The following is a 24255-nucleotide window of genomic DNA, read 5'->3' as shown; positions in this document are numbered from 1 at the left end:
ATACTCGCGCGATCGCATGCGCAGCGATCGCTGCTCCCGTGCGAGAATGTGAGTGCTAGGCGCACAAGCGCGAGACGTGGCCGGCGAGAGACGGTACCAACCTACCGTTTTGTGTTACGCACGCCAACGCCTCGGCTGGCGGCCCGACATCCCCGTCATCGTCATTCTTGGATATTCGCGCCGGACGCGGACTGTCGCTGTGGTCTGTCTGCCGTCGCGCCGACGTGAGCTCCGTTGGCGGCGGGGCCCGCGCCGTTAGGCGTTGTACCCTCAGTCATCGCGGCGGACGAACCACGGAACGCAGCTTACGCGGATTCCTTCCTCGATCAGCTCACGCGCATCCTCTGAACTCGCCTCGCCATAGATGTCGTGCTGCGCGACCTCACCGTAATGGATGCGGCGAGCCTCTTCGGAGAAATCGCGCCCGACGTAATCGCAGTTTTCCTCGATATGCTGCCGCATAAGGCGCATCGCCTCGAGAATCTGCGTGGGAAGCGCGGCTTGTGGTGAAGATTCGGCCGGCAGGTCGCCGTCGCTTTCACGTCGCACCAGCCCTGATCGAGCCACTCGCGGAGCCATCGGCGCCTTCGTGATCGTACTCGTACCGCAGATCGGGCATTCAATCACATGCTCAGCCTGCTGCCGGTCGAACGCGCCGCCACTCTGGAACCACGATTCGAACCGGTGTCCTGCCTCACAAATAAGATCGAAAAGTATCATCACAATTCGCAGCGATCAGAGCGCAATCCAAGTGCGGATTGTCCCTGAGGTATAGACTGAAGGCAGCGGCGGCGCGACCCTTTACGTAAAGCGCATGTCTGAAGCGCGCTTCGCGCAGCGCACCTCTCACCGGAAGGGCCGGTCGTGACTCAACGAAGGGATTCGCGCCCGGGCCTCGACGACACGATCGGGATCGATTTCGGCGATGATGAACCCCGGCTCCTCGCCCCCGTCCGCGAGTACGCCGCCCCACGGATCAATGATGAGTGAATGACCGTACGTCTCGCGGCCCGCGGCGTGCGTACCGCACTGCGCGGCGGCGAAGACGAACGCGCCATTCTCGATTGCGCGCGCGCGCAGCAGGACGTGCCAGTGGGCCCGTCCCGTGGTGCGGGTGAACGCCGCCGGTATCGACAAGAACGTCGCGCCCTGCTGCGCCAGCCGTCGGTAGAGTTGTGGAAACCGCACATCGTAGCAGACGGAAAGTCCGAGCCCCCCCCAAGGCGTTTCCGCCACCACCGCTTGCTCGCCGGGAGCGATCGTCGCCGATTCGCGATAGCTCTCGCCGCCGCCAAGATCGACATCGAAGAGATGGACTTTATCGTATCGGGCGACGATCGCGCCGTTGGAATCGATCAGCAACGACCGGTTTGCCACGTGCCCGTCATCAACCGTTACCGCCAGCGAACCCGCGAGCAGCCACGCGCCCGTTTCCACGGCGAGGTCACGAAAGGCCGCCAATGCTTCATGCGTTGCTTCCGGCCGCGCCTTTTCTTTCAACTGCCGGCTGTCCGGCTCCAGCATGCCGACGTTTTCCGGCGTGAGGATGAGGTCCGCGCCAGCGGCACGCGCAGCGCGAATGAGACCGGCCGCCGCTGCAATGCTCGCGAGAGGCTCGCGCGGTGAATTCGTCTGGACACAGGCGACGGTAAAACCACCGCGCATTCTGCGCTCCTCAGGCAGAAAGACCGAGGAGAGAGTCGAGTTCTCCCGCCCGATCAAGCGCGGCCAGTTCGTCCGAGCCGCCGATCCCGCGCCCATCGATAAAGATCTGGGGCACAGTTTTCGCACCCGGCGCGCGCTGCTCCATCTCGTTGCGTGCTCCGGGCGTGTCCATTACGTCGATCTCGGTAAAAGTGACGCCTTTTTTGGTGAGCAGCGCCTTTGCCCGATGGCAGTAAGGGCAGAATGGCGAGGTGTAGATTTCAACGGAACGCAAGGTCGTCCTCCTCATCAGCACGCGCTGTGCCCGGTTTCGAGCCGGTCGGCGGCACTGGAATTCCGCTCGGCCGGATGACCCGCGCAAGAGCAAGCACGTCGACGGCCTGCGCGCCCGCCGCCAAGAGTGCCCGGGCACAGGCCGCGGCCGTTGAACCCGTGGTATAAACGTCATCGATCAGCAAGATGCGAAAACCGTCGATCTCCCGTTTGTGACGCGCCGGAACCGCGAATGCCCCGCGGACCGTTTTCGCGCGTTCCGCGGGTCCAGACTTGCCCAGTTTATGCGTCCTCTTGCGCCTCACGAGCAGATCGGGCCTCACCGGCGTCAGTGAGAGGCGGCCGATCGCCTGCGCCAGCAACGCCGCTTGATTGTATTTGCGTGAAAAAAGGCGCGTCCAGTGCAGGGGTACCGGCGCGATAATGTCGGCTTGCGTCAGCAACTGCCTGCCGGCCCGCAGCATCCACGGGGCGAAGACACGAACGGCATCCGTGCGATCACCGTTCTTGAATCGCAAGATGAGAGGACGGCTGCCGTCGTCGTAGGCGACGGCAGCACGGACCCGGTGGTGTGGCCGGTCAGTGGCGGCGCAAACGGCACAGACGCACCCGGGGCCCGCATCGAACTCGAACGGAATGCCGCACCGCGCGCAAAGCGGCTCGTGGATGAAGCGCACGGTCGGCCAGCATTCGCTGCACAACGCATGGGCGGTACCGACGATGGTTCCGCACGTGAGGCAACGGGGCGGAAGTACGGCATCCAATGCCGCCCGCCCGAGGCGGGCGATCGCCGAAAAACCCGCTTCGGTCGAAGTCCCCCAAGAAAACGTTGGCTGCATGCCCGTTTGAACCTATTCCGTTGTCATGCCATATAGCAACCAAGTCACCTGCTGCAACCGGGAACGAGAACCACGGGACCGATGAGCGCCCCGATGTTTGTGTTCGACCGGCGCGCCGTCCGCCATCATCGCGATCGGGCTGCCGGAAGCCTGAACGCGCACGATTTCCTGTTCCACGAGGTCGGGAAGCGGTTGGATGACCGCCTGAACGATGTGCGTCGAACGTTCGCCGATGTTCTCGACCTTGGTTGCCATCATGGCGGACTTTCGCAATTCCTCTTGGCGCGCGACGGCGTGCGCACGCTGGTCCAGTGCGACCTGTCACAAGCCATGGTTCACCATGCTCCCGGTCTGCGTGTCGCCGCGGACGAGGAGGCACTGCCGTTCGCGGCGCAAAGCTTCGATCTTGTCGCGAGCGTGCTCAGCCTGCACTGGGTCAACGACCTGCCAGGCACCTTGATTCAGCTCCGCCACGCGCTTCGGCCAGACGGCCTTCTGCTCGCCGCGATACTGGGCGGCGATACGCTGAAGGAACTGCGCAGCGCCCTGGCCGAGGCGGAACTGGCGCTCGAGGGCGGCATCAGTCCGCGGGTGTCTCCGTTCGCCGAGGTTCGCGACATCGGCAACCTGCTGCAGCGCGCGGGATTTGCGCTTCCAGTCGTCGATGTCGATGCAATCACGGTCTCCTATGCGGATCCGCTCCGGCTGCTCGCCGACCTGCGCGGCATGGGCGAGACCAACGCCGTCCGGGAACGACGCAAGTCGGCAAGCCGGCGAGCGACGCTGTTCGAGGCGCTGGATCGCTATCGGCGCGACTGGGCAGACGCCGACGGCCGCATACCGGCGACATTTCAGGTCATCTTCCTGACCGCCTGGGCTCCCGACGCCTCTCAGCCGCGACCACTCCGGCGCGGAAGCGCCACCACCCCCCTCGCCGACGCCCTCGGCGTCACGGAAATCTCCCCCGACGGCCCGGCGCGATCGTGACCGGGCGCGCACCCGGGGGACGCCCGGTTCCGCAAGGGCGGGCTGCCGACGGAAGAATGATCGATGCTCTTCGCACCGCCGCTGATACGCGGCACGCTGATCCAGCGCTACAAGCGGTTCTTCGCCGACGTGCTGCTCGACGATGGACGGACCGTAACGGCTCATTGTCCCAATCCAGGCTCGATGCTGAGCGTCAATGTGCCCGGCGCGGAGGTCTGGCTATCGCCGGCGAACCGTCCGGGGCGGACACTCGCCTTTACCTGGGAATTGATCCGTGCCGGTGGCGTGCTCGTTGGCATCAACACCGGCCGAACAAATGGACTGGTGATCGAAGCGCTCAACGAGTGCCGTATTCCGGAGCTTGCGGGATACATGTCCGCACGGCGCGAAGTACGCTACGGGCGAAATTCGCGCATTGACCTGTTGTTGGAATCGCCCGGTCGCCCCACATGTTTGGTCGAAGTCAAAAACGTGACGCTTTGTCGGTCGATGCAGCCCGAAATCTCAGCGGAGTTCCCGGATTCCGTGACCACACGGGGCGCGAAGCATCTGGTTGAGCTCGCCAGGGCCGTGGCGTCAGGGAGTCGATGCGTTATGCTCTACGTGGCACAACGGGCGGATGTCGAGTCGTTGAGCTTTGCCTCAGACATCGATTCCGAGTATGCCCGCTTGGTGAGGATGGCTGCGGATACTGGCGTTGAGTGCCTTTGTTATCGCTGTGAGGTCGACATGGCGGGCGTTCGGCTCAACCAAGCCATCCCGATCCGTATGCCGGCGCAGGGTCCGGCAATGAGTTGACGTGAACGGAACGATGATCGATATGCGCCGCAACGCACCCCTCGCGGAAATCCGCTCAATCAAAATCCACACCGAGAAAGACTTCGAGAGCATGCGTGCGGCTGGCCGTCTGGCCGCGGAAGCGCTCGATTATATTACGCCCTACGTACAACCGGGCGTGCGGACTGATGAGATTGACCGGCTTTGCGACGATTTCATTCGCAAGCATGGCGGTATTTCAGCACCGCTGAACTATCGTGGTTTTCCCAAGTCGATTTGCACGTCGGTCAACCACGTTGTCTGCCATGGTATTCCGGGCGAGAAGAAGCTGCAGGAAGGCGATATCATCAACATTGACGTCACGCCGATTCTCGACGGCTGGCATGGTGATTGCAGTCGCATGTACTGCGCTGGCAAGGCGTCGGTCAAGGCGCAACGACTGATCGACATCACTTTCGAAGCCATGTGGAGAGGCATCGACGCGGTCAAGCCCGGTGCGACTGTCGGTGACATTGGCTTTGCGATCCAAAGCTTCGTTGAAGAGCAGCGTTTCTCGGTCGTGCGCGATTTTTGCGGCCATGGGGTCGGTCGCGTCTTCCATGATGCTCCCAACATCCCGCACTTTGGCTTTCCCGGCGATGGACCGGTCTTGCGTGAAGGCATGTTCTTTACCATCGAGCCAATGATCAACGCCGGGCGGTGGGAGGTTAAGATTCTCTCCGACGGCTGGACGGCAGTGACCAAGGACCGTTCGCTTTCCGCCCAGTTCGAGCACACGCTCGGCGTCACCGCCGATGGCTACGAAGTCTTTACCCGTTCGCCGGCTGGAGGCGACTGCCCACCGCCCTCCCTGGGCTGACGGCAACGCAAAAACCACTGCAACCGAGATCCGTGGGCGAACAACCGCTTTTTCGCCGACGGCAACATGCGTGCCCTCCTCTTCGATATCCGACCGCACGGGTGGATGTTTTTTGCCGCGTAAGTCCTGATAGCCGCGCTGGGTTAACCACACCTTAACCAATTCCGGGCGACGATGATCCTCCGTGCGCAGGCGGGTTGGCGCCAGGATACATCGGACAACCGATGCCGGACTTGCCGCTGATCCGTGGCCCACGCGAAGGGAGGCTGACATGATTGCTTTGCTTGGGCTGGGTTCAGCCACTCTCGATTACACTGTCGCGGTGAATAACCGAGAACGGCTTAGCAACATGGTCGACAAACAACCGGAAGTGGAATCAAAAGTCAACTATTACAGAGAGAACATAGCCAACGTCACGAGCACGGACGATCTGCTTAACGATCGCCGCTTGTTATCGATCGCGCTCGGTGCGTACGGACTCGAGAGTAAGGTCGATTCAAAGGGCCTTTTGCGCAAGTTGCTGAGCGAAGATCCGACTTCTTCCACATCACTCGCGCAACGAATGGCGGACTCCCGCTATCAAAGCTTCGCCAAAGCATTCGCTTCCTTGCGTGAGGACGGCGGTGCGTCGGTCAAGACCGCCGCAAATGTGGACGCCGTGGTTTCGGCTTATCAACAAACGCAGTACGAAAAAGCTGTTGGTCGCAACGATACCGCGGCCCGGCAGGCACTCTATTTCTCGCGCGTCGCTTCCACGGCCGCAGATTCAGTTTATAAGGTCCTCACGGACAAAACACTGGGCGCGGTGGTTCGCGGCGCCTTAGGACTGCCGGAAGAAACCGCTGCCTTGGACGTCAAGCAGCAGATTCGCCAGTTGCAAGCCAAAGGGTTCGACAACACCAAGCTTTCCGACGCCGATTATGTCAAATCGTTGATCAATAAGTTCCTCGCCAGTCAGGATTCCGAGGGCTCACCCACGGGGGCGGATGAGGATTCAGTAGTCAGCGGCAACGCCAGCGCCGCCCTGTCCATTCTCGGCGCGACCGTCTCATCCGCGGCGAGCGATAACGGCATCTTATCCTTCGATCTGTCATTCCTCGCATCGAACGGGCGCGTGAACATCCTCGCCTGACGCGAAACTTCGCCGCACGGAAGAAACAGCGAGCCCGGCCAATAAGTCAGCTCAATTCGTCCCGAACGACGAGCGCCACCACCGCCGCGTGATCCCCACGACGGTGCGTTTCGATCGCGGCCACAGCCACAGGCCGGAACGAGGCTGAAACGACCCCCTTTCCAGAGATGGGTTCCCACACCCCACCCAATGTGGCAAGCATCGCCGATGATTTATGTCGATGCCGACGCCTGTCCGGTGAAACGCGAGATCTACCGCGTTGCCGAGCGCCATTTGGTCTCGGTCCATATCGTTGCGAACAATTTTATTGCCGTGCCGCGTGATCCGCGGGTCAACCTGATCGTTGTCGGCTCGGAACTCGACGCCGCCGACGACTGGATTGCTCAGCGCGTCGATCGCCGTCACATCGTGGTTACGTCTGATGTCCCCCTTGCCGCTCGATGTGTGAAGGCGGGAGCAACCGTGCTGAAGCCGAACGGGCAAACGTTCACGGATGAATCGATCGGGCTCGCGCTTGCGACGCGAAATCTGATGACGGATCTTCGTTCTGCCGGCGCCGTGACACAGGGACCGCGGCCCTTCACTGCAGCGGACCGCTCCAAATTTCTGTCCGCGCTGCACGAGGCCATTATTCGTTTGAAACGAATATAGTAAGCCGCAATAGCACAGCAGCCTGGAGCAGATTTTCAACTATTTGGGCGTTTTTGCTTCTTTTCTTGCATGTCTTGTCGAATTTCGCATTGATCGTTACCATATCTACCGATGCGACAACACAGACGCTCGTGCGCTTTGATCGATTCAATGGCCTTTGATGATTTTACCACCGTCGGCGCCCAGCCGCGAGCAACGCGCGTGCGCGGGGTTGCGGCTCTTGGCGTTGTACGCTTGAGACGCGATCTGAGCGTCGGCGGATAATTAAAATGACCTATTGCGTGGGCTTGATCCTCGAAGAGGGCATGATTTTCGCGTCCGATTCGCGCACACATGCCGATGTCGATAATTTTGCCAAATTCTGCAAAATGACCGTGTTCGAACGCGTCGGCGATCGGCTGATCGTGCTGCTGAGTTCGGGGAATCTGGCCGGCACGCAGGCCGTTATCGGCCTGTTGAAACAAAGGGGGGATGCCGAGCCCCCGGCTCGCAGCCTGTGGACGGCGCAGACGATGTTCGACGTTGCCAACCTCGTGGCGGACGCGATGCGGGACATCGAGCGCCGCGACGGCCAGTTTCTTGCGGAAAGCGCGATAAAGTTCAACGCCTCGTTCATCCTGGGTGGTCAGATCAAAGGCGAGGCGCCCCGGTTGTTCCGGGTGTACGCTGAAGGAAATTTCATCGAAGCGGGGCGTGATACGCCTTACTTACAAACCGGCGAGACCAAATACGGAAAGCCGATTATCGACCGCGTAATTACGCCTTCGGTGTCACTCGCCGATGCGGCAAAGTGTGTACTGGTTTCTTTCGACTCGACGATGCGCAGCAATCTTTCGGTCGGCATGCCGATCGACATGATCTGCTACCAGCGCGACAGCCTCGCGATGCAGATGCGCCGGCGCTTCGACGAGGGCGATCCCTACTTCGCCGCGTTAAGTCGTCAATGGAGCGAGGGTGTGCGGCAGGTCTTCGGCCGGCTACCCGCATTGCCGTGAGCGGACCGGCGCTCTCCGATGACGAGGCGGTCCGCATGCGTGGCACGGCTCATAGTCGCCCCCCGTCTCAGACGGGACAACTCTCGTCCGGGCCAAGCATCGCTTCCGGGCGTACCCAGCGGTCGAACTCCTCGGCGGTCAGCAACCCGAGCGCCATGGCGGCATCCTTGAGCGTCGTCTTTTCCGCGTGAGCCTTCTTGGCGATCTTCGCCGCCGCGTCATAGCCGATATGCGGGTTGAGGGCGGTGACCAGCATGAGCGAGCGCCCCATCAATTCGGCGATACGCTCGCCATCCGCCGCTATGCCGGCGATGCAATGATCGGTGAAACTCTCGGATGCATCAGCAAGCAGGCGGATGGATTGCAACAGGTTAAAGATCAGGACGGGCTTGAATACGTTCAGCTCGAAGTGGCCGGAGGCGCCGGCAAGAGTGATGGTGACGTGATTGCCGAACACCTGGGCGCAGACCATGGTCATGGCCTCGCACTGGGTCGGATTGACCTTCCCCGGCATGATGGATGAGCCCGGTTCGTTCGCGGGCAAAATCAACTCGCCAAGGCCAGCCCGCGGACCCGAAGCCAGAAAACGAATGTCATTGGCGATTTTGAACAGCGCTGCGGCCAACGCATTCAGCACCCCCGACATCTCGACGATCGCATCATGCGCGGCCAGCGCCTCGAATTTATTCGGCGCGGTCACGAAGGCGAGCCCGGTGATCGCCGCCACCTCCCTGGCGAAGGCTTCGGCAAAACCCGCCCGGGTGTTGAGCCCAGTGCCGACGGCTGTGCCGCCCTGCGCGAGGGCGAGCAGCCGCGGCATCGTGCCGGCGATCCGGGCGATGGCGAAGTCCACCTGCGCCGCATACCCGGAAAATTCCTGACCCAGGCTCAGCGGGGTCGCATCCTGGGTGTGCGTGCGGCCGATCTTGATGATGCGGGCGAAGTCCTGCGCCTTTCCCGCCAGCGCCGCGTGCAGCCTGTGAAGCGCCGGAAGCAAATGGCCGTCGATTTCGCATGCGGCGGCGATATGCATGGCCGTGGGGAACGAATCGTTGGACGACTGGCTCCGGTTGACGTGATCGTTCGGATGGACGGGCGATTTCGAGCCGATGGCGCCGCCCAGCAACTCGATCGCCCGGTTGGAAATGACCTCGTTGGCGTTCATGTTCGTCTGCGTGCCGGACCCGGTCTGCCAGACGACGAGGGGGAAATGCGCGGCGAGCACGCCGGAGATCACTTCGTCCGCCGCCCGCTCGATCGCCGTACCCACCTCGGCGGACAAATCGCCCGCGGCGACATTGACCCGTGCCGCCGCCTTCTTCTGAATGCCGAGCGCGCGCACCAGCGGCTCCGGCATGCGCTCGCCGCCGATGCGGAAGTTTTCCAGCGACCGCTGGGTCTGCGCCCCCCAGTACCGATCAGCCGGAACGGCAATGGTGCCCATGCTGTCCGATTCAATCCGTGACGGCGGTACTGTGTTCATCCTTCTATCCTCCTTCATATCTGAGATCGGAGAGATGCCTGTCCGGTGTTCTCCCGGTGTTCCCCAACCCAGAACACGGCCACTGATTGTCCCTATTCTGCCGCCCGCGCCGCGAGGAATGAGACAATCTCGCACAACGCCTCCTCACGGTTCTGCGCCTCGCTGCGGGAGGATTTCGCTCGTGGCACGAAGCTATGATCGCCGTCCTCGAGATAGTGCACGCGTATCGCCGGCGATAGCGCCAGTTCCGTGATCTCATCGACGAGGCCAAACGGATCGCGCGTGCCCTGCAGGATCAACGTCGCGGTTCGCAGCGCCTGCAGGTGGGTGATGCGCAGCTTTTCCGGCTGGCCGACCGGATGGAACGGATAACCGAGGCAGACGACGCCGCGCACACCGGCCGCATCGGCGATCATGCTGGCCATCCGGCCGCCCAGCGATTTGCCACCGATGATCAGATGATCGGGGCCGAGGCGGTCGATCACGCTCTGCCACGTGTCCAGCAACACGTTCGCTCGATCGGGCGGCCGCTTTTTGTTGTCAAGGCGCCGCGCCGCCATGTAGGGAAACTCGAAGCGGGCGACCCGCCAGCCGGCGCGCGCCACGCCGTGGGCAAAGTCGGTCATGAACGGACTGTCCGACGGCGCTCCCGCGCCGTGAGCAAGCGCAAGCGTCAAAGGCGCGGTCTTTGGGCCGTCGAATTGAAGCTCGATCGCCATTACCGGTTTCGCCTCGTCGGAAACGGAACGCGCGCCTGACCAGGCCAGGGGCTTGCCTCTCGCCGGTTTGCCTCTCGCCGGTTTGCCTATAGTGTAGTGGCGAACTGCCCGCTCGCCCACAGCCGGGGGCGAAATTGCGCCGGAGAGGAAGACACGCCGAATGCCGATGACCGAAAAGAGTTTTCTCGCGCTCGGGCCTCGCGGGTTCCATCGCCTCGTCTACTTCGAGTGGGGCGATCCTGAGAACCAGCGCGTCGTCGTCTGCGTCCATGGCCTTACGCGTCGCGGCCGCGATTTCGACTCGCTCGCCCGGGCGCTCGAAAAGCACTACCGCGTCGTGTGCGTCGATCTGCCCGGACGCGGACAAAGCGATTGGCTGCCTTCCGCCGAAGGCTATCAGCCCGCGACCTATGTGCAGGCGGCAACCGCGCTGATCGCGCGTCTCGACGTCGAGACTCTGGACTGGATCGGCGTCTCGCTGGGCGGCCTCATCGGCATGATGATCGCGGCATCACCGAATTCGCCGATCCGACGCCTGGTCCTCGATGACGTGGGTGCCTACGTCGACGCCGCCCCGTTGCAACGGATATCCGAGTACGTCGGCGAGGACCCCGCGTTCGCCGATCTTGCCGGTCTCGAGGCGTATATGCGCACCGTCAATGCCGGCTATGGCCCGCTCACGGACGCTCAGTGGACCCATCTCGTCAAGCACGGCCATCGCATCGATGAATCCGGACGCTACCGCCAGCATTACGATCCGGCGCTGGGCGAGCCATTCAAGGCCGGCTTCTCCGAGGCGGTCGACCTCTGGGCGCTGTGGGCGCTGGTACCCTGCCCCGTCCTGCTGCTCAGGGGCGCGTGCTCTGATATCCTCACGCCAGCTACGGCCGCGGAGATGCAGGCGCGCAAGCCCGGTATGGAGTTCGTCGAATTTCCCGGCGTCGGCCATGCACCGATGCTGATGGACGAAGCGCAGATTGCCCCCATTGCACGCTGGCTCGGCCAATGACCGCCTTCAAGGCGATTGTCCCTTCCGCCATCGGACGCGACTTCTGACGAAATTTCGCTCTTGGCGAGCAGCGCGGTGAGTCCAATGAAGTTGCTCCTCGTCTCGGACCTGCACTACGCGCTAAAGCAGTTCGACTGGACGGCACGCGTCGCGGAACACTTCGATCTGGTGGTCTTCGCTGGCGATCACCTCGATATTTCCGGCCACGTTGACGGGCGGGCGCAGATCGTCGTCGTTCTCAAGTATTTCGAACGACTGAAGGCGAAGGTCCGGCTGATTGCTTCTTCCGGCAATCACGATCTCGACGCGCGCAATCCTGCGGGTGAGAAATTCGCCCGCTGGATGAGCCGGGTCCGGGACATCGGCGTGCCGACTGACGGTGAGTCACTTTTACTCGACGATACCCTATTCACCATCTGCCCGTGGTGGGACGGCCCGAACGCGCGAGACGCGGTCGGCCAGCTCCTCGCACTGGACGCGGCGAAGCAAAAAAAGCGCTGGATCTGGATCTATCACGCCCCCCCCGATGGCTCGCCGACAAGCTGGAGCGGTGAGAAGCACTTCGGCGACGTCGAACTGCTCCACTGGATCGGCGAATTCGCGCCGGATTACGTCTTCTCGGGTCACATCCACCAATCACCGTTCGTGCGCGGCGGCTCTTGGGTCGACCGTATCGGCTCGACCTGGGTGTTCAACGCCGGCCGGCAGATCGGGCCCGTGCCGACACACATCGTCGTCGATACCGAGCGCCGCGTCGCGTTGTGGTTTTCGCTGGCCGGCGCCGAGATCGTCCCCCTGGATCAACCGCTTCAACGCCCGGTCAGGGAACTCGACGCCATCCCCGACTGGCTTCAGACCTTGGGATCGTCGTACCTGTCCGATCCCGGAACGAACGCCTCGTCCTGATGATGCAAAAGCGTGCCGAGGACTTCGTCGACCATGCTCAAATGATCGCTTCGATCCTCGAACTGCGCTTTGAGGTCGGCGAGATAGCCGGTCACCACGTGCAGACGCCGTGCCAGCAATCGCGATAGCCAGAACGCGATGTCGGGGCGGGAATAAAGATAAGCCTCGGCGTCATCGACCACGTAGGCACGGCACGGCCTCGCGCTCTTGACCGTGGCAGTGTGCGGGATACCGAGCAGAGCCGAGACTTCGCCAAACATCGCGCCGGGCTCGGAGGTTGCGTAAACGCGAACGTCGCCCTTCAGGATCTCGAACAGGCCGTCGATCAGGATGTAGAGCTTGTTCGTTTCGTCGCCTTCCTGGAGCACGACGTCGCCCGCGGCGAACGTCTGCTCAGGAAGTCCTTCGAACAGGGCGAGAATTGAACCCATAGCCAACCGTCCCGTCCCCTGCTCCACCCCCGGGGTGCCGCCGGGGATAACGCCGGCACCGTAAGCGTCTGGCGACCTGCCGATTAGTGGCCGTCGCCACCCGGCTTCATGAATTCGGCAAAGAAATCGTTGCCCTTATCGTCAACGACGATAAATGCCGGGAAGTCCTCGACCTCAATCTTCCAGATCGCTTCCATGCCAAGTTCGGGATATTCGACGCACTCGACCTTTTTGATGCAGTCTTGGGCAAGCCGCGCCGCCGGACCACCGATGGAGCCGAGATAAAAGCCGCCATGCTTCTTGCACGCCGCGGTTACCGCTGCCGAACGGTTGCCCTTGGCCAGCATCACCATGCTGCCGCCCGCCGCCTGGAAGGCATCGACGTAGGCGTCCATACGGCCGGCCGTCGTCGGCCCGAAGGAACCCGACGCATAGCCATCGGGAGTCTTGGCCGGACCCGCGTAATAGACGGCGAGGTCCTTAAAGTACTGCGGCAGCCCCTCGCCGCGATCGAGGCGTTCCTTGAGCTTGGCATGGGCGATGTCGCGGGCGACGATCAGGGGTCCGGAAATCGATACGCGCGTGCGGATCGGGTATTGCGAAAGCGTGTTTCGGACCTCCGACATCGGTCGGGTAAGATCGATCTTCACCACCTCTCCAGAGAGGTTTTCACTGGTGATTTCCGGCAGATACTGGCCGGGGTTGCGCTCAAGCGCCTCAATAAAGACGCCCTCCTTGGAAATTTTTCCGAGGATCTGACGGTCGGCGGAACAGGAAACGCCGATGCCGACGGGACAGGAGGCGCCATGCCGCGGCAAGCGGATGACACGGACGTCATGACAGAAGTACTTGCCACCGAACTGCGCGCCGATCCCCATTGACTGGGTGAGCTTCAGCACCTCCGCCTCCGTCTCGACATCGCGGAAAGCCTGGCCGAATTCGGTGCCCTTGGTCGGCAAGTTGTCGAGATAGCGCGCCGACGCCAACTTGACCGTTTTCAAGGTCATCTCCGCTGACGTACCACCAATGACGATGGCGAGGTGATAAGGCGGGCACGCCGCCGTGCCAAGCGTGCGGATCTTCTCGTCGAGAAATTCGAACAGGCGCTTCGGGTTCAGCAGCGCCTTGGTTTCCTGATAGAGGTAGCTCTTGTTCGCCGAACCGCCCCCCTTCGCCATGAACATGAACTTGTAGTAGTTCCCCTTGGTGGCGTAGAGGTCGATCTGGGCAGGGAGATTGTTGCCGGTATTCTTCTCGGCGAACATATCGAGCGGCGCGACCTGGCTATAGCGCAGGTTCGTTTCGGTGTACGCCTTGAGAATTCCGTAGGAAAGCGCCGCCTCGTCGTCGCCGCTCGTCCAGACGTTCTCGCCTTTTTTACCCATGATGATCGCCGTGCCGGTATCCTGGCACATCGGCAGCACGCCGCTGGCGGCGATGTTCGCGTTCTTCAACAGCTCAAAGGCAACGAAACGATCGTTCGAGGACGCCTCCGGATCATCGATGATCTTGCGCAATTGCGCCAAATGACCGGGGCGAAGCAGGTGCTGGCAGTCGCGCATCGCCTGATCGGCGAGCAGCGTCAGCGCCTGGCCGTCCACCTCGACGATTTCCCGTCCGTTGATCCGGTGCGTGGCGACGAAATCACTGGTTAGCAGGCGGTAGGGTGTTGTGTCCTCGCCCAGCGGAAACATCTCGTGGTGGGCAAAATTATCCGTCATCGATCCCGACCCTTCACATGCGTTCTGGCAAGCCGCTTCGGGAGGCTATCTTCTACTTTTTGCGAAACGTGTCGAGCGCGATTACCTCGCCGGTGGCCGGCTTTTCATCCGCCTGCGGGGCGGACGTGTCTTGCGATTCGGCCGACGCGGCGTCCTCGGCCGGTCGGTCCTCCGCCAGATCGCCGAACAATGTCTTGAGCTGAAGCCCGAAGCTCACCGACGGATCGCCGAACGCCGTGATTGCGGCATAAGGGATCACGAGACGTGATGATCGGCCGTGGAATTTCAGCGTCACCTCAAAGCCGAGATCGTCGACCAGCAGATCCCAGAACTGGTGCTGCAGGACAATCGTCATCTCTTCAGGGTGCTTGGCGCGCAGTTCAGGCGCGATCTCCACGCCCGGCGCACCGGTCACAAACGTCAGATAGAAGTGATGGCTGCCGGGAAGGCCGTGCTCTGCCGTATACAACAGGGCGTTGCGAATAACGCTCCTCAGCGCCTCTTCCAGCCAAAGGTCATAGGGCAATTCGGATATCGTCATGGAAACCGATCAGTGCATATAAGATTAAGCGCCCCGGCCGGGCGGACGAAATGGGAGGCTTCTGGTGCCAGGTGCCTCCCGAACCCCGCTCAAGCCTTAAGCGGCGAGAGCATATGCCTCATTGTCGTTGGCATATAAGGATCGGCCCGATAACGGCGGAACCATGCCGGGCGAAAACCACACCTTTACCACGCACGTCGATCCTGGTTCGCCCCCGTGAAAGGGCCCGCCGGCTGCCAGCCGGCGAGCCCTGGAATTGGTGGAGGCGCCGGGTACTGCCCCCGGGTCCGTAACGCTTATTCCATGAGGCGTTTATCGCCATAGTCGATCGCTCGACGATCGTAATATAGGCTCTCGATCGTCCTTGGCGCAAGTCGGCCGGTCGAATGATCGTCTCGGCGTGCTTTTCGGGCCGGCACGCTTTTCGGACCGGCGGATGGCCGCTAGAGTGCCGGAAAATGACCGCGGACCTTCTGCAACGATGCTCACGCCCGAACAACAAGCGGAAATCGATGCGCAGCACGCGCAAGCCGCGCAAACGCGGCGCGCCTGCGTGCCGGCGCTCGAGGACATTCTCTATCTGCCGCAATCCGTCCTCGACCACGGTTTCGTGCGGGTCATCGACTACATGGGCGATGACGCGGCGATCGTCCAGGCGGCACGGGTCTCGTACGGACGCGGCACGCGACGGGTGCAGGATGACGCGGGACTCATTGACTACCTGATGCGCCATCGCCACTCGACACCATTCGAGATGTGCGAGATCAAGTACCACGTCAAGTTGCCGATCTTCGTCGCCCGGCAATGGATCAGGCACCGCACGGCGAACGTCAACGAGTATTCCGCCCGATACTCGGTGCTCGACAAGGAGTATTATCTCCCACCGCCTGACCAACTGGCATCGCAGTCGGCAAATAACCGGCAAGGTCGCGGAGAGGCACTTTCGGTGGATGATGCCGCGCGCGTGCTGGCCCTCCTGCGCGACGACGCCGAGCGGTGCTACGCCCACTATGAAGAGATGCTCGATCCCGACGGTCTCGGCCTTGCGCGCGAACTGGCCCGGATCAATCTGACGCTCGCCACCTTCACACAGTGGTACTGGAAGATAGACCTGCACAATCTCTTCCATTTCCTCGCCCTGCGCGCCGACGCGCACGCCCAATACGAGATCCGCGCCTATGCGGACGCGATGCTGCGGACGATCGAGCGCTGGGTGCCGCTCGCCTACGCGGCCTTCGTCAAGAACCGGCTGGGGGCGATCGCCCTCTCGGCGCCGGCGTTGCTCGTGGTCAGGCGGATGCTCGCCGGCGAAGCGGTCGACCCATCACAAAGCGGGCTTTCCGCGCGAGAATGGCGGGAATTGATGGCAGCCCTCGGCCGGACGGCCTGATCCGTCAGCCGGCAGATGTCAACTTGACAGGCTTCGCGCGACTGTTGATTGTCCGCTGACGATCGCTATCATTCAGAAATTTCCCAAGCCGATGGTCCTGCCGATGCTTGACGACAGCCCGATTTTCAGCGTTGACGATTCGACCGTCGTCGAGAGCCGCACCGTTCATTGTGATGGTGGCGGTGGAACGCTTGGCCATCCGCGCGTCTACCTGACGATCGAGCCTGAAGGTAGCGTCGTTTGCCCTTATTGCTCGCGCCGTTTCGTCTTGGCCGAGGGCGCCGGCGCGGCGGGCGGGCACTGAGCGAAGCCGAAGACAACCCGATCAGATCAAAGGCGGACCTCGCGGCCGAGCCCGCAGCCACATCTCTCCCGCGCCACGTCCTCCTGATCGACGGCTCGGGCTTCATTTTTCGCGCCTTCCATAAGCTGCCGCCACTGACACGACCGGACGGCACCCCGGTCAATGCCGTGCTCGGTTTCACCAACATGCTGCTCAAGCTGCTCGGCGAGACCGACGCCGATCACCTCGCGGTGATTTTCGATGCTGCGCGGCTCACCTTCCGCAACGATCTCTATCCCGCCTACAAGGCGCATCGACCCGACCCGCCGGACGAGTTGATCCCCCAGTTCGCACTCATCCGCGAGGCGGTGCGCGCGTTCAATGTCGCGTGCATCGAATCAGACGGATGGGAAGCGGACGACCTTATCGCCACCTACGCCCGTCTCGCCCGCGAGGCCGGAGCCGAGGTGACCATCGTCTCGTCCGACAAGGATCTGATGCAGCTCGTCCGACCGGGCGTCGCCATGTTCGATCCGATGAACAACCGGCCGATCGGCGCGGACGAGGTCCGCGAGAAGTTCGGCGTCGGACCGGAGAAGGTGATCGAGGTCCAAGCGCTCGCCGGCGATTCCGTCGACAATGTCCCCGGCGTGCCCGGCATCGGCATCAAGACGGCGGCGCAGCTCATCGAGCAGTTCGGCGACGTCGAAACCCTGCTCGCCCGAGCGGGAGAGATTCGCCAGCCGAAGCGTCGCCAGATGCTCATTGACCATGCGGATGCGGCGCGGATTTCGCGCCAGCTGGTCAGCCTGCGCGACGACGTACCCGAGCCTGTCCCGCTCGCCGCCCTTGAAAAGCGGGCACCCGATCGCGATCGCCTGCTGGCGTTCCTGCAGGAACAGGCGTTCCGCGCGGTGATCGCCCGGCTGCAGAACCGCGGAGACCTCGCGCCCTCCGTGCTTGCCGCTCCCGGCGCTGCCGCATCGGCCGAAACATCGCAAGCAACGGCCGGCGCCCCGCCGGGGGCTGAACCCGCGCCGATTCCGGCGCCGGCCGCGGCGCCGCGGCCCGATGAGGTTCGCTACGAGTTGGTGCAGGACGAAGCGGCACTGGCGCTTTGGGTGAACGAGGCGCAGGCGGCAGGCTATGTCGCCGTCGATACGGAGACGACATCGCTCGACGTCATGCGCGCCGAGCTTGTCGGTGTCTCGCTGTCGATCGTGCCGGGCCGTGCTTGCTATGTGCCGCTCGGCCATCGCGCCACCGACGTCCTCGATCCGTCCCCACGCCAGATTCCGCTCGCCGCGGCGCTCGCGCGGCTCAAGCCGCTGCTTGAAGACGCCGCTGTGCTGAAAATCGGCCAAAACATCAAGTACGACATGCAGGTCCTGGGGCGTCTCGGCATCGCCGTTACCCCGATCGACGATACCATGCTGCTGTCCTATGTGCTGGAAGGCGGCCTGCACGGGCACGGCATGGACGAGCTGGCAGAACTTCACCTCGGACACGTGACCGTCAAGTACGCCGAGGTGACCGGCCGCGGCAAAACGCAGGTCACCTTCGATTGCGTGCCGCTCGATCAGGCCTTGCGCTATGCCGCCGAGGACGCGGACGTCACCTTGCAGTTGCACCGTGCGCTCAAGCCGCGTTTGCAGGCTGAGCGCCTCGTTGGCGTGTACGAAACGCTGGAGCGCCCGCTCGTGCCGGTGCTGGCCGAGATGGAGCGCAACGGCATCATCGTCGACGCGGCCCGCCTGCGCGGGCTCAGCGGGGACTTCGCCGCCAAGCTGGCGGTGCTGGAAGGCGAGATCCATACGTTGGCCGGCCGGCGATTCAACATCGGCTCTCCCAAGCAGCTGGGCGAGGTGTTGTTCGACGAACTCGGACTCGCCACGGGTCGCAAGGGCAAGACCGGCGCCTATGGAACCGGCGCCGACGTGCTCGAGGCACTGGCCGCAGAAGGGCACGACCTGCCGCAAAAGGTGCTCGACTGGCGCCAGCTCGCCAAGCTGAAGAGCACCTACGCCGACGCCCTGGTCAGCCAGATCAACCCCACGACCGGCCGGGTGCATACCAGCTTTCAGCAGGCAGTCGCCGGCACCGGGAGGCTTTCCTCGTCCGATCCCAATCTGCAGAACATTCCGGTGCGCACGGAAGAGGGGCGCAAGATCCGTCGCGCCTTCGTTCCCGCCGACGGCTGCGTGCTGATGAGCGCCGATTACTCGCAGATCGAGCTGCGGCTGCTCGCCGACGTCGCCCGTATCGACGCTCTTGAAGTCGCCTTCCGCGACGGTCAGGACATCCACGCGATGACCGCAAGCCAAGTGTTCGGCGTGCCGATCGAGGGGATGGACCCGCTGGTCCGCCGCAAGGCCAAAGCGATCAATTTCGGCATCATCTATGGCATCTCGCCATTCGGCCTCGCGCGCCAGCTCGGTATCGGCCGCGCCGAGGCCGCCGCCTACATCGATGCCTACTTCGAGCGCTATCCCGGCATCCGCGACTACATGCAGCAGGCGAAGGAGCAGGCCCGCCAGCAAGGCTTCGTGGTCACACCTTTCGGAAGGCGGTGCTGGGTACGGGGGATCAACGAGAAGAATTCGGCGATGCGCAGCTTCGCCGAGCGCGCGGCGATCAACGCACCGATCCAGGGCGGTGCCGCCGACATCATCAAGCGGGCGATGATCCGTGTGTCCCCGGCCCTGGCGCAACGGCACCTCGGCGCCCGGATGCTCTTGCAGGTGCACGACGAACTGCTGTTCGAAGTGCCGGTGGCCGAGGTCGACGAGACGACCGCGGTGGTCTCCGCGGTGATGCAGGGCGTGGCCCGGCTGAGGGTGCCACTCATCGTCGACGTCGGCACCGGCGCCAACTGGGACGAGGCGCACTGAGCCTGCGATTCGACCGGGGAGCGGAGCGTTCAGGCCTCTGGCCGAGCGGGACCGCGGTGCCGCTCGGCGGCGGTAGGAACGACAGGGCGGGCGGCAGGGCGCGGCCTCCAGCGCATCGCCACGCGCCATGCGAGCAGACCGGCAAGCACGCCGGCGTAGATCAGTGGCTCGCGCACGTCTGCCTTGACCATCATGTAAAAATGCACGCAGCCGAGGATCGCCGCCGGGTAGATCAGCATGTGCAGGCGCTTCCAGCGCCGGGCTCCGAGGCGCTTGATCATCGCCGACGTCGAGGTGACAGCCAGTGGCAAGAGCAGCACCGCAGCCAGCATACCAATGGTAATGAAGGGTTTTTTGACAATCGCCGCCCAGATCAGCGGCCAGGCGAAAAACTGGTCGATGGCGATCCACGTCGCGAGGTGCATGACGGCGTAGAAGAAGGCGAAGAGCCCGATCATCCGGCGAAAACGCATGGCCAGCGGCCAGGCGAAAATCTTCGCCACCGGGCTGACCATCAGCGTGATCAGCAGAAAGCGCAAAGTCCAGTCGCCCAGCGAGCGGATCAGGGCCTCGATCGGATTGGCGCCCAGCCCGCCGGTCGCCGCCTGGCAGGCGATCCAGACGAACGGCGCGAGGCAAAGGGCGAAAACGGCGGGCTTGTAGATAAAGCGGATTCGTTGCTCACGCGATCTGCCTGGTGTCCTGCCTGGCGCCTGGGCGGAACCGCGGCGCGCCGGCTCGATCACCTTCGCTAGAACCACTTGCGCAGGTCCATCCCGGAATAAAGACTCGCGACCTGCTCGCCGTAGCCGTTGAACGGCAGCGTCTCGCGGCGAAAGAATTCGCCGATCCGCCGCTCACGCTTCTGGCTCCAGCGCGGATGATCAACATCGGGATTGACGTTGGCGTAAAAGCCGTACTCGTACGGCGCCTGAAGGTTCCACGCCGTCGCCGGCATCTCCTCGACAAAGCTGATGCGAACGATCGACTTGATCCCCTTGAAGCCGTACTTCCACGGTGTCACTAGCCGGATCGGCGCTCCGTTCTGGTTCGGCAGAACCTCCCCATAGAGACCGACGGCAAGCAAGGTGAGCGGGTGCATCGCCTCGTCGAGGCGCAATCCCTCCTTGTATGGCCAGTCGAGCACCCCGCGCCGTTGCCCCGGCATCTGCTTCGGATCGAGCAGCGTTTGCATGGCGACGAACTTGGCGCTGCCGAGCGGCTCGGCGCGCTTGACGATATCGGCGAAGGGAACGCCAACCCAGGGGATGACCATCGACCACGCTTCGACACAGCGCATGCGATAGGTCCGCTCCTCCAGCCGGTTCGCCTTGATGATCTCGTCGACGTCGAGCGTCGCCGGCTTGGCGCACAGCCCATCGATCGTCACGCTCCACGGACGCGCCTTAAGGCTGTCGGCGAGTTGAGCGGGGTCCTCTTTCCCGGTCCCGAATTCGTAGAAGTTATTGTAGTGGGTCGCCGCCTCCACCGGTGTCGGTGTCTCGTCGGTTCCGAACGGCCCCTTGACGGCACCGCTGAGCAGGCCGCGCGGCGTACCGCTTGATGCGCCCGATCCTTCCGCCGGCGTCGCCTGTGGTGCAGCCGCCTTCGCCAGTCCGGCGAGCGCCGATCCAACACCCAGTCCCGCCGCCGCGGCGATAAACCGGCGCCGGTCGAGATAGGCCCGCTTCGGGGTGATTTCAGACGACGCAACGTCGCCTCGATCGCGGAATCTCAGCAGCATTATTTGCCTCCAGCCGCATTTGGCGATGTCTTCGAAACCCGCGCGCCGGTTTCATTCACATAAGGTGAAATACGGGACGTCGGCCTCATCATCAATGTATGGTTCCCATAGCACGAAACGATTAAAAACGCCGTGATCGGCAACCGGTATCTCCTGCCGACAGGCGTGGAGGAAGGTCCGGATCCGCGCTTGCGGCTTAGCGTTTCAAGCGGAATTGGGGGGATGATGGAGGCGCTATTACTCGGGCGCTCGCTGCTGACCTTGGGCGGGGAAAGCACCGGCGCAATGGCGGATAGGATAGGAAACCTATCAGCGGTAACCTTCGCCGGTGATGGAGCCCTGTGGCTTGCGTCCGACGAGCGTCAAGATGCACGCAACAGGCTGATCCGGCTTGCGCCCGACGAAGCGGGCAATTTCACCGCGCCGCAATCGTTTGCCATCGGCGATTTCGTCCGCATGCTTGACGGAAACGATGAACGGGAAAGCGAAGCGGACATCGAGGGCCTCGCTTGCGAGGATGACGCGCTGTGGCTCACGGGATCGCACGCCACCAAGCGCCAGCGACCGGACGCGGGCAGTCTCGCCGACGTTCACCGCCATCTTCACGAAGTCGAACGCGACGCCAATCGCTACCTCCTCGCGCGCATCCCGCTGCACCACGGCATTCCGGCGCATGCAACCGCTTCGGTTGGGGCATCATTGCGCGAGACGGCGGCGGCGCGCCTGGCCGATGGGACCGGCGGCAACGTGCTGATCGAAGCCCTGCGAGAGGACAAGCACCTGGGCCTGTTTCTGCGCCCGGGTGGCGATGGTCGCGGCACCGAGACCCTGCCGCTTCCGGGCAAGGACAACGGCCTTGACATTGAGGGACTCGCCGTGTTTGGCCGGCGTCTGTTTCTCGGCCTGCGTGGACCGGTCCTGCGCGGCTGGGCAATTCTTTTGCAAATTGAACCCGCGGAACAGGGGCGCGGCCTGTTGACCCTTGGCAACCTCGGGCACAAGCGGACGTACTGTAAGCATTTTCTCGACCTCGGCGGCCTCGGCATTCGCGACCTTGCCCGCGATGAGGGCGACCTCTTGATTCTCGCAGGCCCGACCATGACATATGCCGCACCGCAGCGGCTTTACCGGCTTCACGAGGCGGTCTCATTGGCGAACAACAGCGCGAACACGTGCGACGATGGGCAGTTGGCCCGGGTCTGCGATTTGCCGTTCTCGGCCCAAGGCGCTCGAGCGGAGGGGATCACGCCCCTCCTCTGGCGTGGACGCCGCGCGGTCATGGTGGTCTATGATCAGCCCGCCGGGCCGCTCGGAGCACCGCCTGCAGCAGTGCTCGCCGATGTCTTTGCGCTCGACGGGTGAACGAGCCAGCGATCCTCGGATCCGCCCGGGGGGACGGGAACCGCGCCGCGCGTGGGACATTTCCTCGACGAGGCGTCGCCATAAACCGGCGATAGGCTAGCGAGAGCGGATTTCTACCCTCGACGGAAAGGACCAAGAATGCGACGACGCGGGACTCTGGCCGCTCTGGCCGTCGGCATCGCCCTTGCCACGATAAATGGATCTCATCCCGCCTCGGCGGATATTCGTGCGCGCCCGGCCTACGATTTCGTCAATTCATTCGGCGTCTGCGCCCAGCTCGGGCGGCGCAATACGATCTACGGGACATCGTTCGATAATCTCAAGGATGGGCTCAGCGAGCTCGGCATCAGGCACCTGCGCACGATGCCTTCGAACAAGTACACCATCGATAAGGTCGCCGAGCTGAATTCCGACCTCGGCATGCGGCTGGATGCCGTCGTTGATAATGTGCCGGGAGCAGACTTCGCCACGCGTGAGCTCGACGCTGCAGCGGTGCCGGCTTACATCGAGGCGGTGGTCAGCAAGCTGGGACCGGACGCCATCGATTCGTTCGAGGGTCCGAACGAATACAATTGGACGGATAAGACCGGCGGCAACAGCAACTGGGCACAGGACCTGCGCAGTTATATGACCACGGTCAATCAGGTGGTGAACGGAAATTCCGCCACCCGCGGCATTCCGATCGCCTCCCCGTCGCTGGCGGAGAATTCGACCGAACTCTTCCAGCAACTGGGAAACCTGTCTGCCGTCACCAATCTCGGCAACATGCACGCGTATACCGGCGAACGGCCGATGGGCGCCGTGATCACCGACATGATCCGGCTGGCCGGCATCGTCAATCCCGGCCAGCCGGTCATCTTCTCCGAGTTTGGTTGGCAGACGGCGATGAACAAGTGGCAATCCCACCCGTTCACGGAACGCGCCAGGGCAAAATATCTGGCGCGCGCGCTGGCCTCGATCTTCGAGCACGACGTCAAGCGGGCGTACATCTTCCAGCTCGCCGATCACGGCGACGACCCCGGCAATGCCAATCCGCAACTGCATTTTGGCCTGATCGGCAACGACCTGACACGCAAGCCGTCCTTCTATGCGGTGCGCAACATGATGCAAATTCTCTGTGACGACGATGCCGAACTATCGACCCGTACTCTGAAGGCGTCCTTGTCCGGCGGCGCCAACGTCCAGTCGTTCCTCTTGCAAAAGCGCTCCGGTGTCTTCGATCTCGTGCTCTGGCAGGAGGTCGCGAGCTACGAGCAACCCAAATTAACCAATGCGCTGCGGGCGCGTGAATGGAATGCTCCGAACGTACCGGTCACGCTGACCTTCGACGAGAAGATTGCCAGCGCGCGGACCTATCTGCCGTCGGCGCTTGATGGCGACGCCGATGGTGGCCGCAAGCCGAAGTCGGTTCATGATGCGCCAACGTCGCTCAGCCTCGATGTTCCCGACGAGGTGATGATCGTCGAGATTGTGCCCGCGGGCGTAACCGCGCCGGACGCGCCGTCGTCCTGCACGTTCACGCCGCGTCGCTGAGCAGACGCGCGGCGCCACGGCCGCAGGCAGATGAACCGCGCCGGGTGGGACGGGGGCGAGCCTC

24 protein-coding genes and 1 other RNA gene are annotated in these 24255 nt (G+C 63.0%); 13 read left to right on the top strand and 12 right to left on the bottom strand.

The genetic code is table 11. The features are described 5' to 3' along the window. Positions 1 to 270 precede the first annotated feature (270 nt). The 4 genes from IPK66_05595 to IPK66_05580 all read right to left on the bottom strand — a co-directional run bounded on the left by IPK66_05595 (position 271) and on the right by IPK66_05580 (position 2777). On the bottom strand, positions 271 to 720 hold the full coding sequence (locus tag IPK66_05595) for a DUF1178 family protein (GenBank protein MBK8174755.1): 450 nt from the start codon (positions 718 to 720) through the stop codon (positions 271 to 273). A gap of 126 nt (positions 721 to 846) precedes the next feature. Continuing rightward, the gene (locus IPK66_05590) at positions 847 to 1665 is read right to left on the bottom strand and encodes a carbon-nitrogen hydrolase family protein (GenBank protein MBK8174754.1); all 819 of its coding nucleotides are present in this window, start codon (positions 1663 to 1665) and stop codon (positions 847 to 849) included. A 10-nt stretch (positions 1666 to 1675) separates the two neighbouring features. Then, positions 1676 to 1939 (bottom strand): glutaredoxin 3, encoded by a 264-nt coding sequence (gene grxC, locus IPK66_05585; protein ID MBK8174753.1) that lies wholly within the window; start codon positions 1937 to 1939, stop codon positions 1676 to 1678. After that, positions 1926 to 2777 carry a ComF family protein gene (locus IPK66_05580; GenBank protein ID MBK8174752.1) on the bottom strand — a complete coding sequence of 284 codons (852 nt, stop codon included), beginning with the start codon at positions 2775 to 2777 and terminating at the stop codon, positions 1926 to 1928. The genes grxC and IPK66_05580 overlap by 14 nt, the downstream gene beginning before the upstream one ends. Before the next feature lie 81 nt (positions 2778 to 2858). On the opposite strand from IPK66_05580, the gene IPK66_05575 reads away from it, so the two are divergent. The 6 genes from IPK66_05575 to IPK66_05550 all read left to right on the top strand — a co-directional run bounded on the left by IPK66_05575 (position 2859) and on the right by IPK66_05550 (position 8178). Then, entirely contained in the window at positions 2859 to 3764 is a 906-nt protein-coding gene (locus IPK66_05575; GenBank protein MBK8174751.1) for a methyltransferase domain-containing protein, read from the top strand. Positions 3765 to 3827: 63 nt separating this feature from the next. After that, the gene (sfsA, locus tag IPK66_05570; GenBank protein ID MBK8174750.1) at positions 3828 to 4562 is read left to right on the top strand and encodes a DNA/RNA nuclease SfsA; all 735 of its coding nucleotides are present in this window, start codon (positions 3828 to 3830) and stop codon (positions 4560 to 4562) included. A gap of 22 nt (positions 4563 to 4584) precedes the next feature. After that, positions 4585 to 5400, top strand: coding sequence for a type I methionyl aminopeptidase (gene map, locus IPK66_05565; protein MBK8174749.1), 816 nt, complete (start codon positions 4585 to 4587; stop codon positions 5398 to 5400). Between the two features lie 271 nt (positions 5401 to 5671). Continuing rightward, entirely contained in the window at positions 5672 to 6532 is an 861-nt protein-coding gene (locus tag IPK66_05560; protein MBK8174748.1) for a DUF1217 domain-containing protein, read from the top strand. 189 nt (positions 6533 to 6721) lie between these two features. Next, positions 6722 to 7183, top strand: coding sequence for a YaiI/YqxD family protein (locus IPK66_05555; protein ID MBK8174747.1), 462 nt, complete (start codon positions 6722 to 6724; stop codon positions 7181 to 7183). 269 nt (positions 7184 to 7452) lie between these two features. Further along, positions 7453 to 8178: a peptidase gene (locus tag IPK66_05550; protein MBK8174746.1), complete on the top strand. Its 726-nt coding sequence runs from the start codon at positions 7453 to 7455 to the stop codon at positions 8176 to 8178. A gap of 67 nt (positions 8179 to 8245) precedes the next feature. Here IPK66_05550 and fumC read toward each other — a convergent pair whose 3' ends face one another. Both fumC and IPK66_05540 read right to left on the bottom strand, forming a co-directional pair. Then, the gene (gene fumC / locus IPK66_05545; GenBank protein MBK8174745.1) at positions 8246 to 9661 is read right to left on the bottom strand and encodes a class II fumarate hydratase; all 1416 of its coding nucleotides are present in this window, start codon (positions 9659 to 9661) and stop codon (positions 8246 to 8248) included. A 92-nt stretch (positions 9662 to 9753) separates the two neighbouring features. After that, positions 9754 to 10380 (bottom strand): dienelactone hydrolase family protein, encoded by a 627-nt coding sequence (locus IPK66_05540; protein ID MBK8174744.1) that lies wholly within the window; start codon positions 10378 to 10380, stop codon positions 9754 to 9756. 160 nt (positions 10381 to 10540) lie between these two features. Between IPK66_05540 and IPK66_05535 the strand changes: the two genes are divergently transcribed. Beyond that, on the top strand, positions 10541 to 11389 hold the full coding sequence (locus IPK66_05535) for an alpha/beta hydrolase (GenBank protein ID MBK8174743.1): 849 nt from the start codon (positions 10541 to 10543) through the stop codon (positions 11387 to 11389). 84 nt (positions 11390 to 11473) lie between these two features. Next, positions 11474 to 12295 carry a metallophosphoesterase gene (locus IPK66_05530; protein MBK8174742.1) on the top strand — a complete coding sequence of 274 codons (822 nt, stop codon included), beginning with the start codon at positions 11474 to 11476 and terminating at the stop codon, positions 12293 to 12295. Here the strand turns inward: IPK66_05530 and IPK66_05525 are convergent. The 4 genes from IPK66_05525 to ssrA form a co-directional block, all read right to left on the bottom strand. Further along, positions 12241 to 12732 carry a cyclic nucleotide-binding domain-containing protein gene (locus IPK66_05525; protein ID MBK8174741.1) on the bottom strand — a complete coding sequence of 164 codons (492 nt, stop codon included), beginning with the start codon at positions 12730 to 12732 and terminating at the stop codon, positions 12241 to 12243. The genes IPK66_05530 and IPK66_05525 overlap by 55 nt on opposite strands. A gap of 77 nt (positions 12733 to 12809) precedes the next feature. Next, positions 12810 to 14447 (bottom strand): fumarate hydratase, encoded by a 1638-nt coding sequence (locus tag IPK66_05520; GenBank protein ID MBK8174740.1) that lies wholly within the window; start codon positions 14445 to 14447, stop codon positions 12810 to 12812. A 52-nt stretch (positions 14448 to 14499) separates the two neighbouring features. Further along, positions 14500 to 14988 (bottom strand): hypothetical protein, encoded by a 489-nt coding sequence (locus IPK66_05515; protein MBK8174739.1) that lies wholly within the window; start codon positions 14986 to 14988, stop codon positions 14500 to 14502. A 49-nt stretch (positions 14989 to 15037) separates the two neighbouring features. Further along, positions 15038 to 15364: a transfer-messenger RNA gene (ssrA, locus tag IPK66_05510) on the bottom strand. Positions 15365 to 15469: 105 nt separating this feature from the next. Here ssrA and IPK66_05505 point away from each other — a divergent pair. From IPK66_05505 to polA, 3 genes are all read left to right on the top strand, one after another. After that, complete coding sequence (locus IPK66_05505; GenBank protein MBK8174738.1) at positions 15470 to 16378, top strand: FAD-dependent thymidylate synthase; 909 nt, start codon at positions 15470 to 15472, stop codon at positions 16376 to 16378. Positions 16379 to 16469: 91 nt separating this feature from the next. Beyond that, entirely contained in the window at positions 16470 to 16682 is a 213-nt protein-coding gene (locus IPK66_05500; GenBank protein MBK8174737.1) for a zinc-finger domain-containing protein, read from the top strand. 20 nt (positions 16683 to 16702) lie between these two features. Next, positions 16703 to 19552: a DNA polymerase I gene (polA, locus tag IPK66_05495; GenBank protein ID MBK8174736.1), complete on the top strand. Its 2850-nt coding sequence runs from the start codon at positions 16703 to 16705 to the stop codon at positions 19550 to 19552. Positions 19553 to 19581: 29 nt separating this feature from the next. On the opposite strand, the gene IPK66_05490 is transcribed toward polA, so the two are convergent. Further along, positions 19582 to 20295 carry a sulfoxide reductase heme-binding subunit YedZ gene (locus IPK66_05490; protein MBK8174735.1) on the bottom strand — a complete coding sequence of 238 codons (714 nt, stop codon included), beginning with the start codon at positions 20293 to 20295 and terminating at the stop codon, positions 19582 to 19584. Positions 20296 to 20303: 8 nt separating this feature from the next. Then, positions 20304 to 21296 carry a protein-methionine-sulfoxide reductase catalytic subunit MsrP gene (gene msrP, locus IPK66_05485; protein ID MBK8174734.1) on the bottom strand — a complete coding sequence of 331 codons (993 nt, stop codon included), beginning with the start codon at positions 21294 to 21296 and terminating at the stop codon, positions 20304 to 20306. A 222-nt stretch (positions 21297 to 21518) separates the two neighbouring features. Here msrP and IPK66_05480 point away from each other — a divergent pair, with 222 nt between their 5' ends. Both IPK66_05480 and IPK66_05475 read left to right on the top strand, forming a co-directional pair. After that, the gene (locus tag IPK66_05480; GenBank protein MBK8174733.1) at positions 21519 to 22658 is read left to right on the top strand and encodes a DUF3616 domain-containing protein; all 1140 of its coding nucleotides are present in this window, start codon (positions 21519 to 21521) and stop codon (positions 22656 to 22658) included. Positions 22659 to 22796: 138 nt separating this feature from the next. Continuing rightward, positions 22797 to 24191: a hypothetical protein gene (locus IPK66_05475; protein ID MBK8174732.1), complete on the top strand. Its 1395-nt coding sequence runs from the start codon at positions 22797 to 22799 to the stop codon at positions 24189 to 24191. The last annotated feature ends 64 nt before the right edge of the window (positions 24192 to 24255 follow it).

Source organism: Rhodospirillales bacterium, assembly GCA_016712595.1.
Taxonomy (GTDB): domain Bacteria; phylum Pseudomonadota; class Alphaproteobacteria; order Rhodospirillales; family Defluviicoccaceae; genus Defluviicoccus.
The sequence above is the reverse complement of the archived record's forward strand: the minus strand, read 5'-3'. Positions and strand labels throughout refer to the sequence as shown.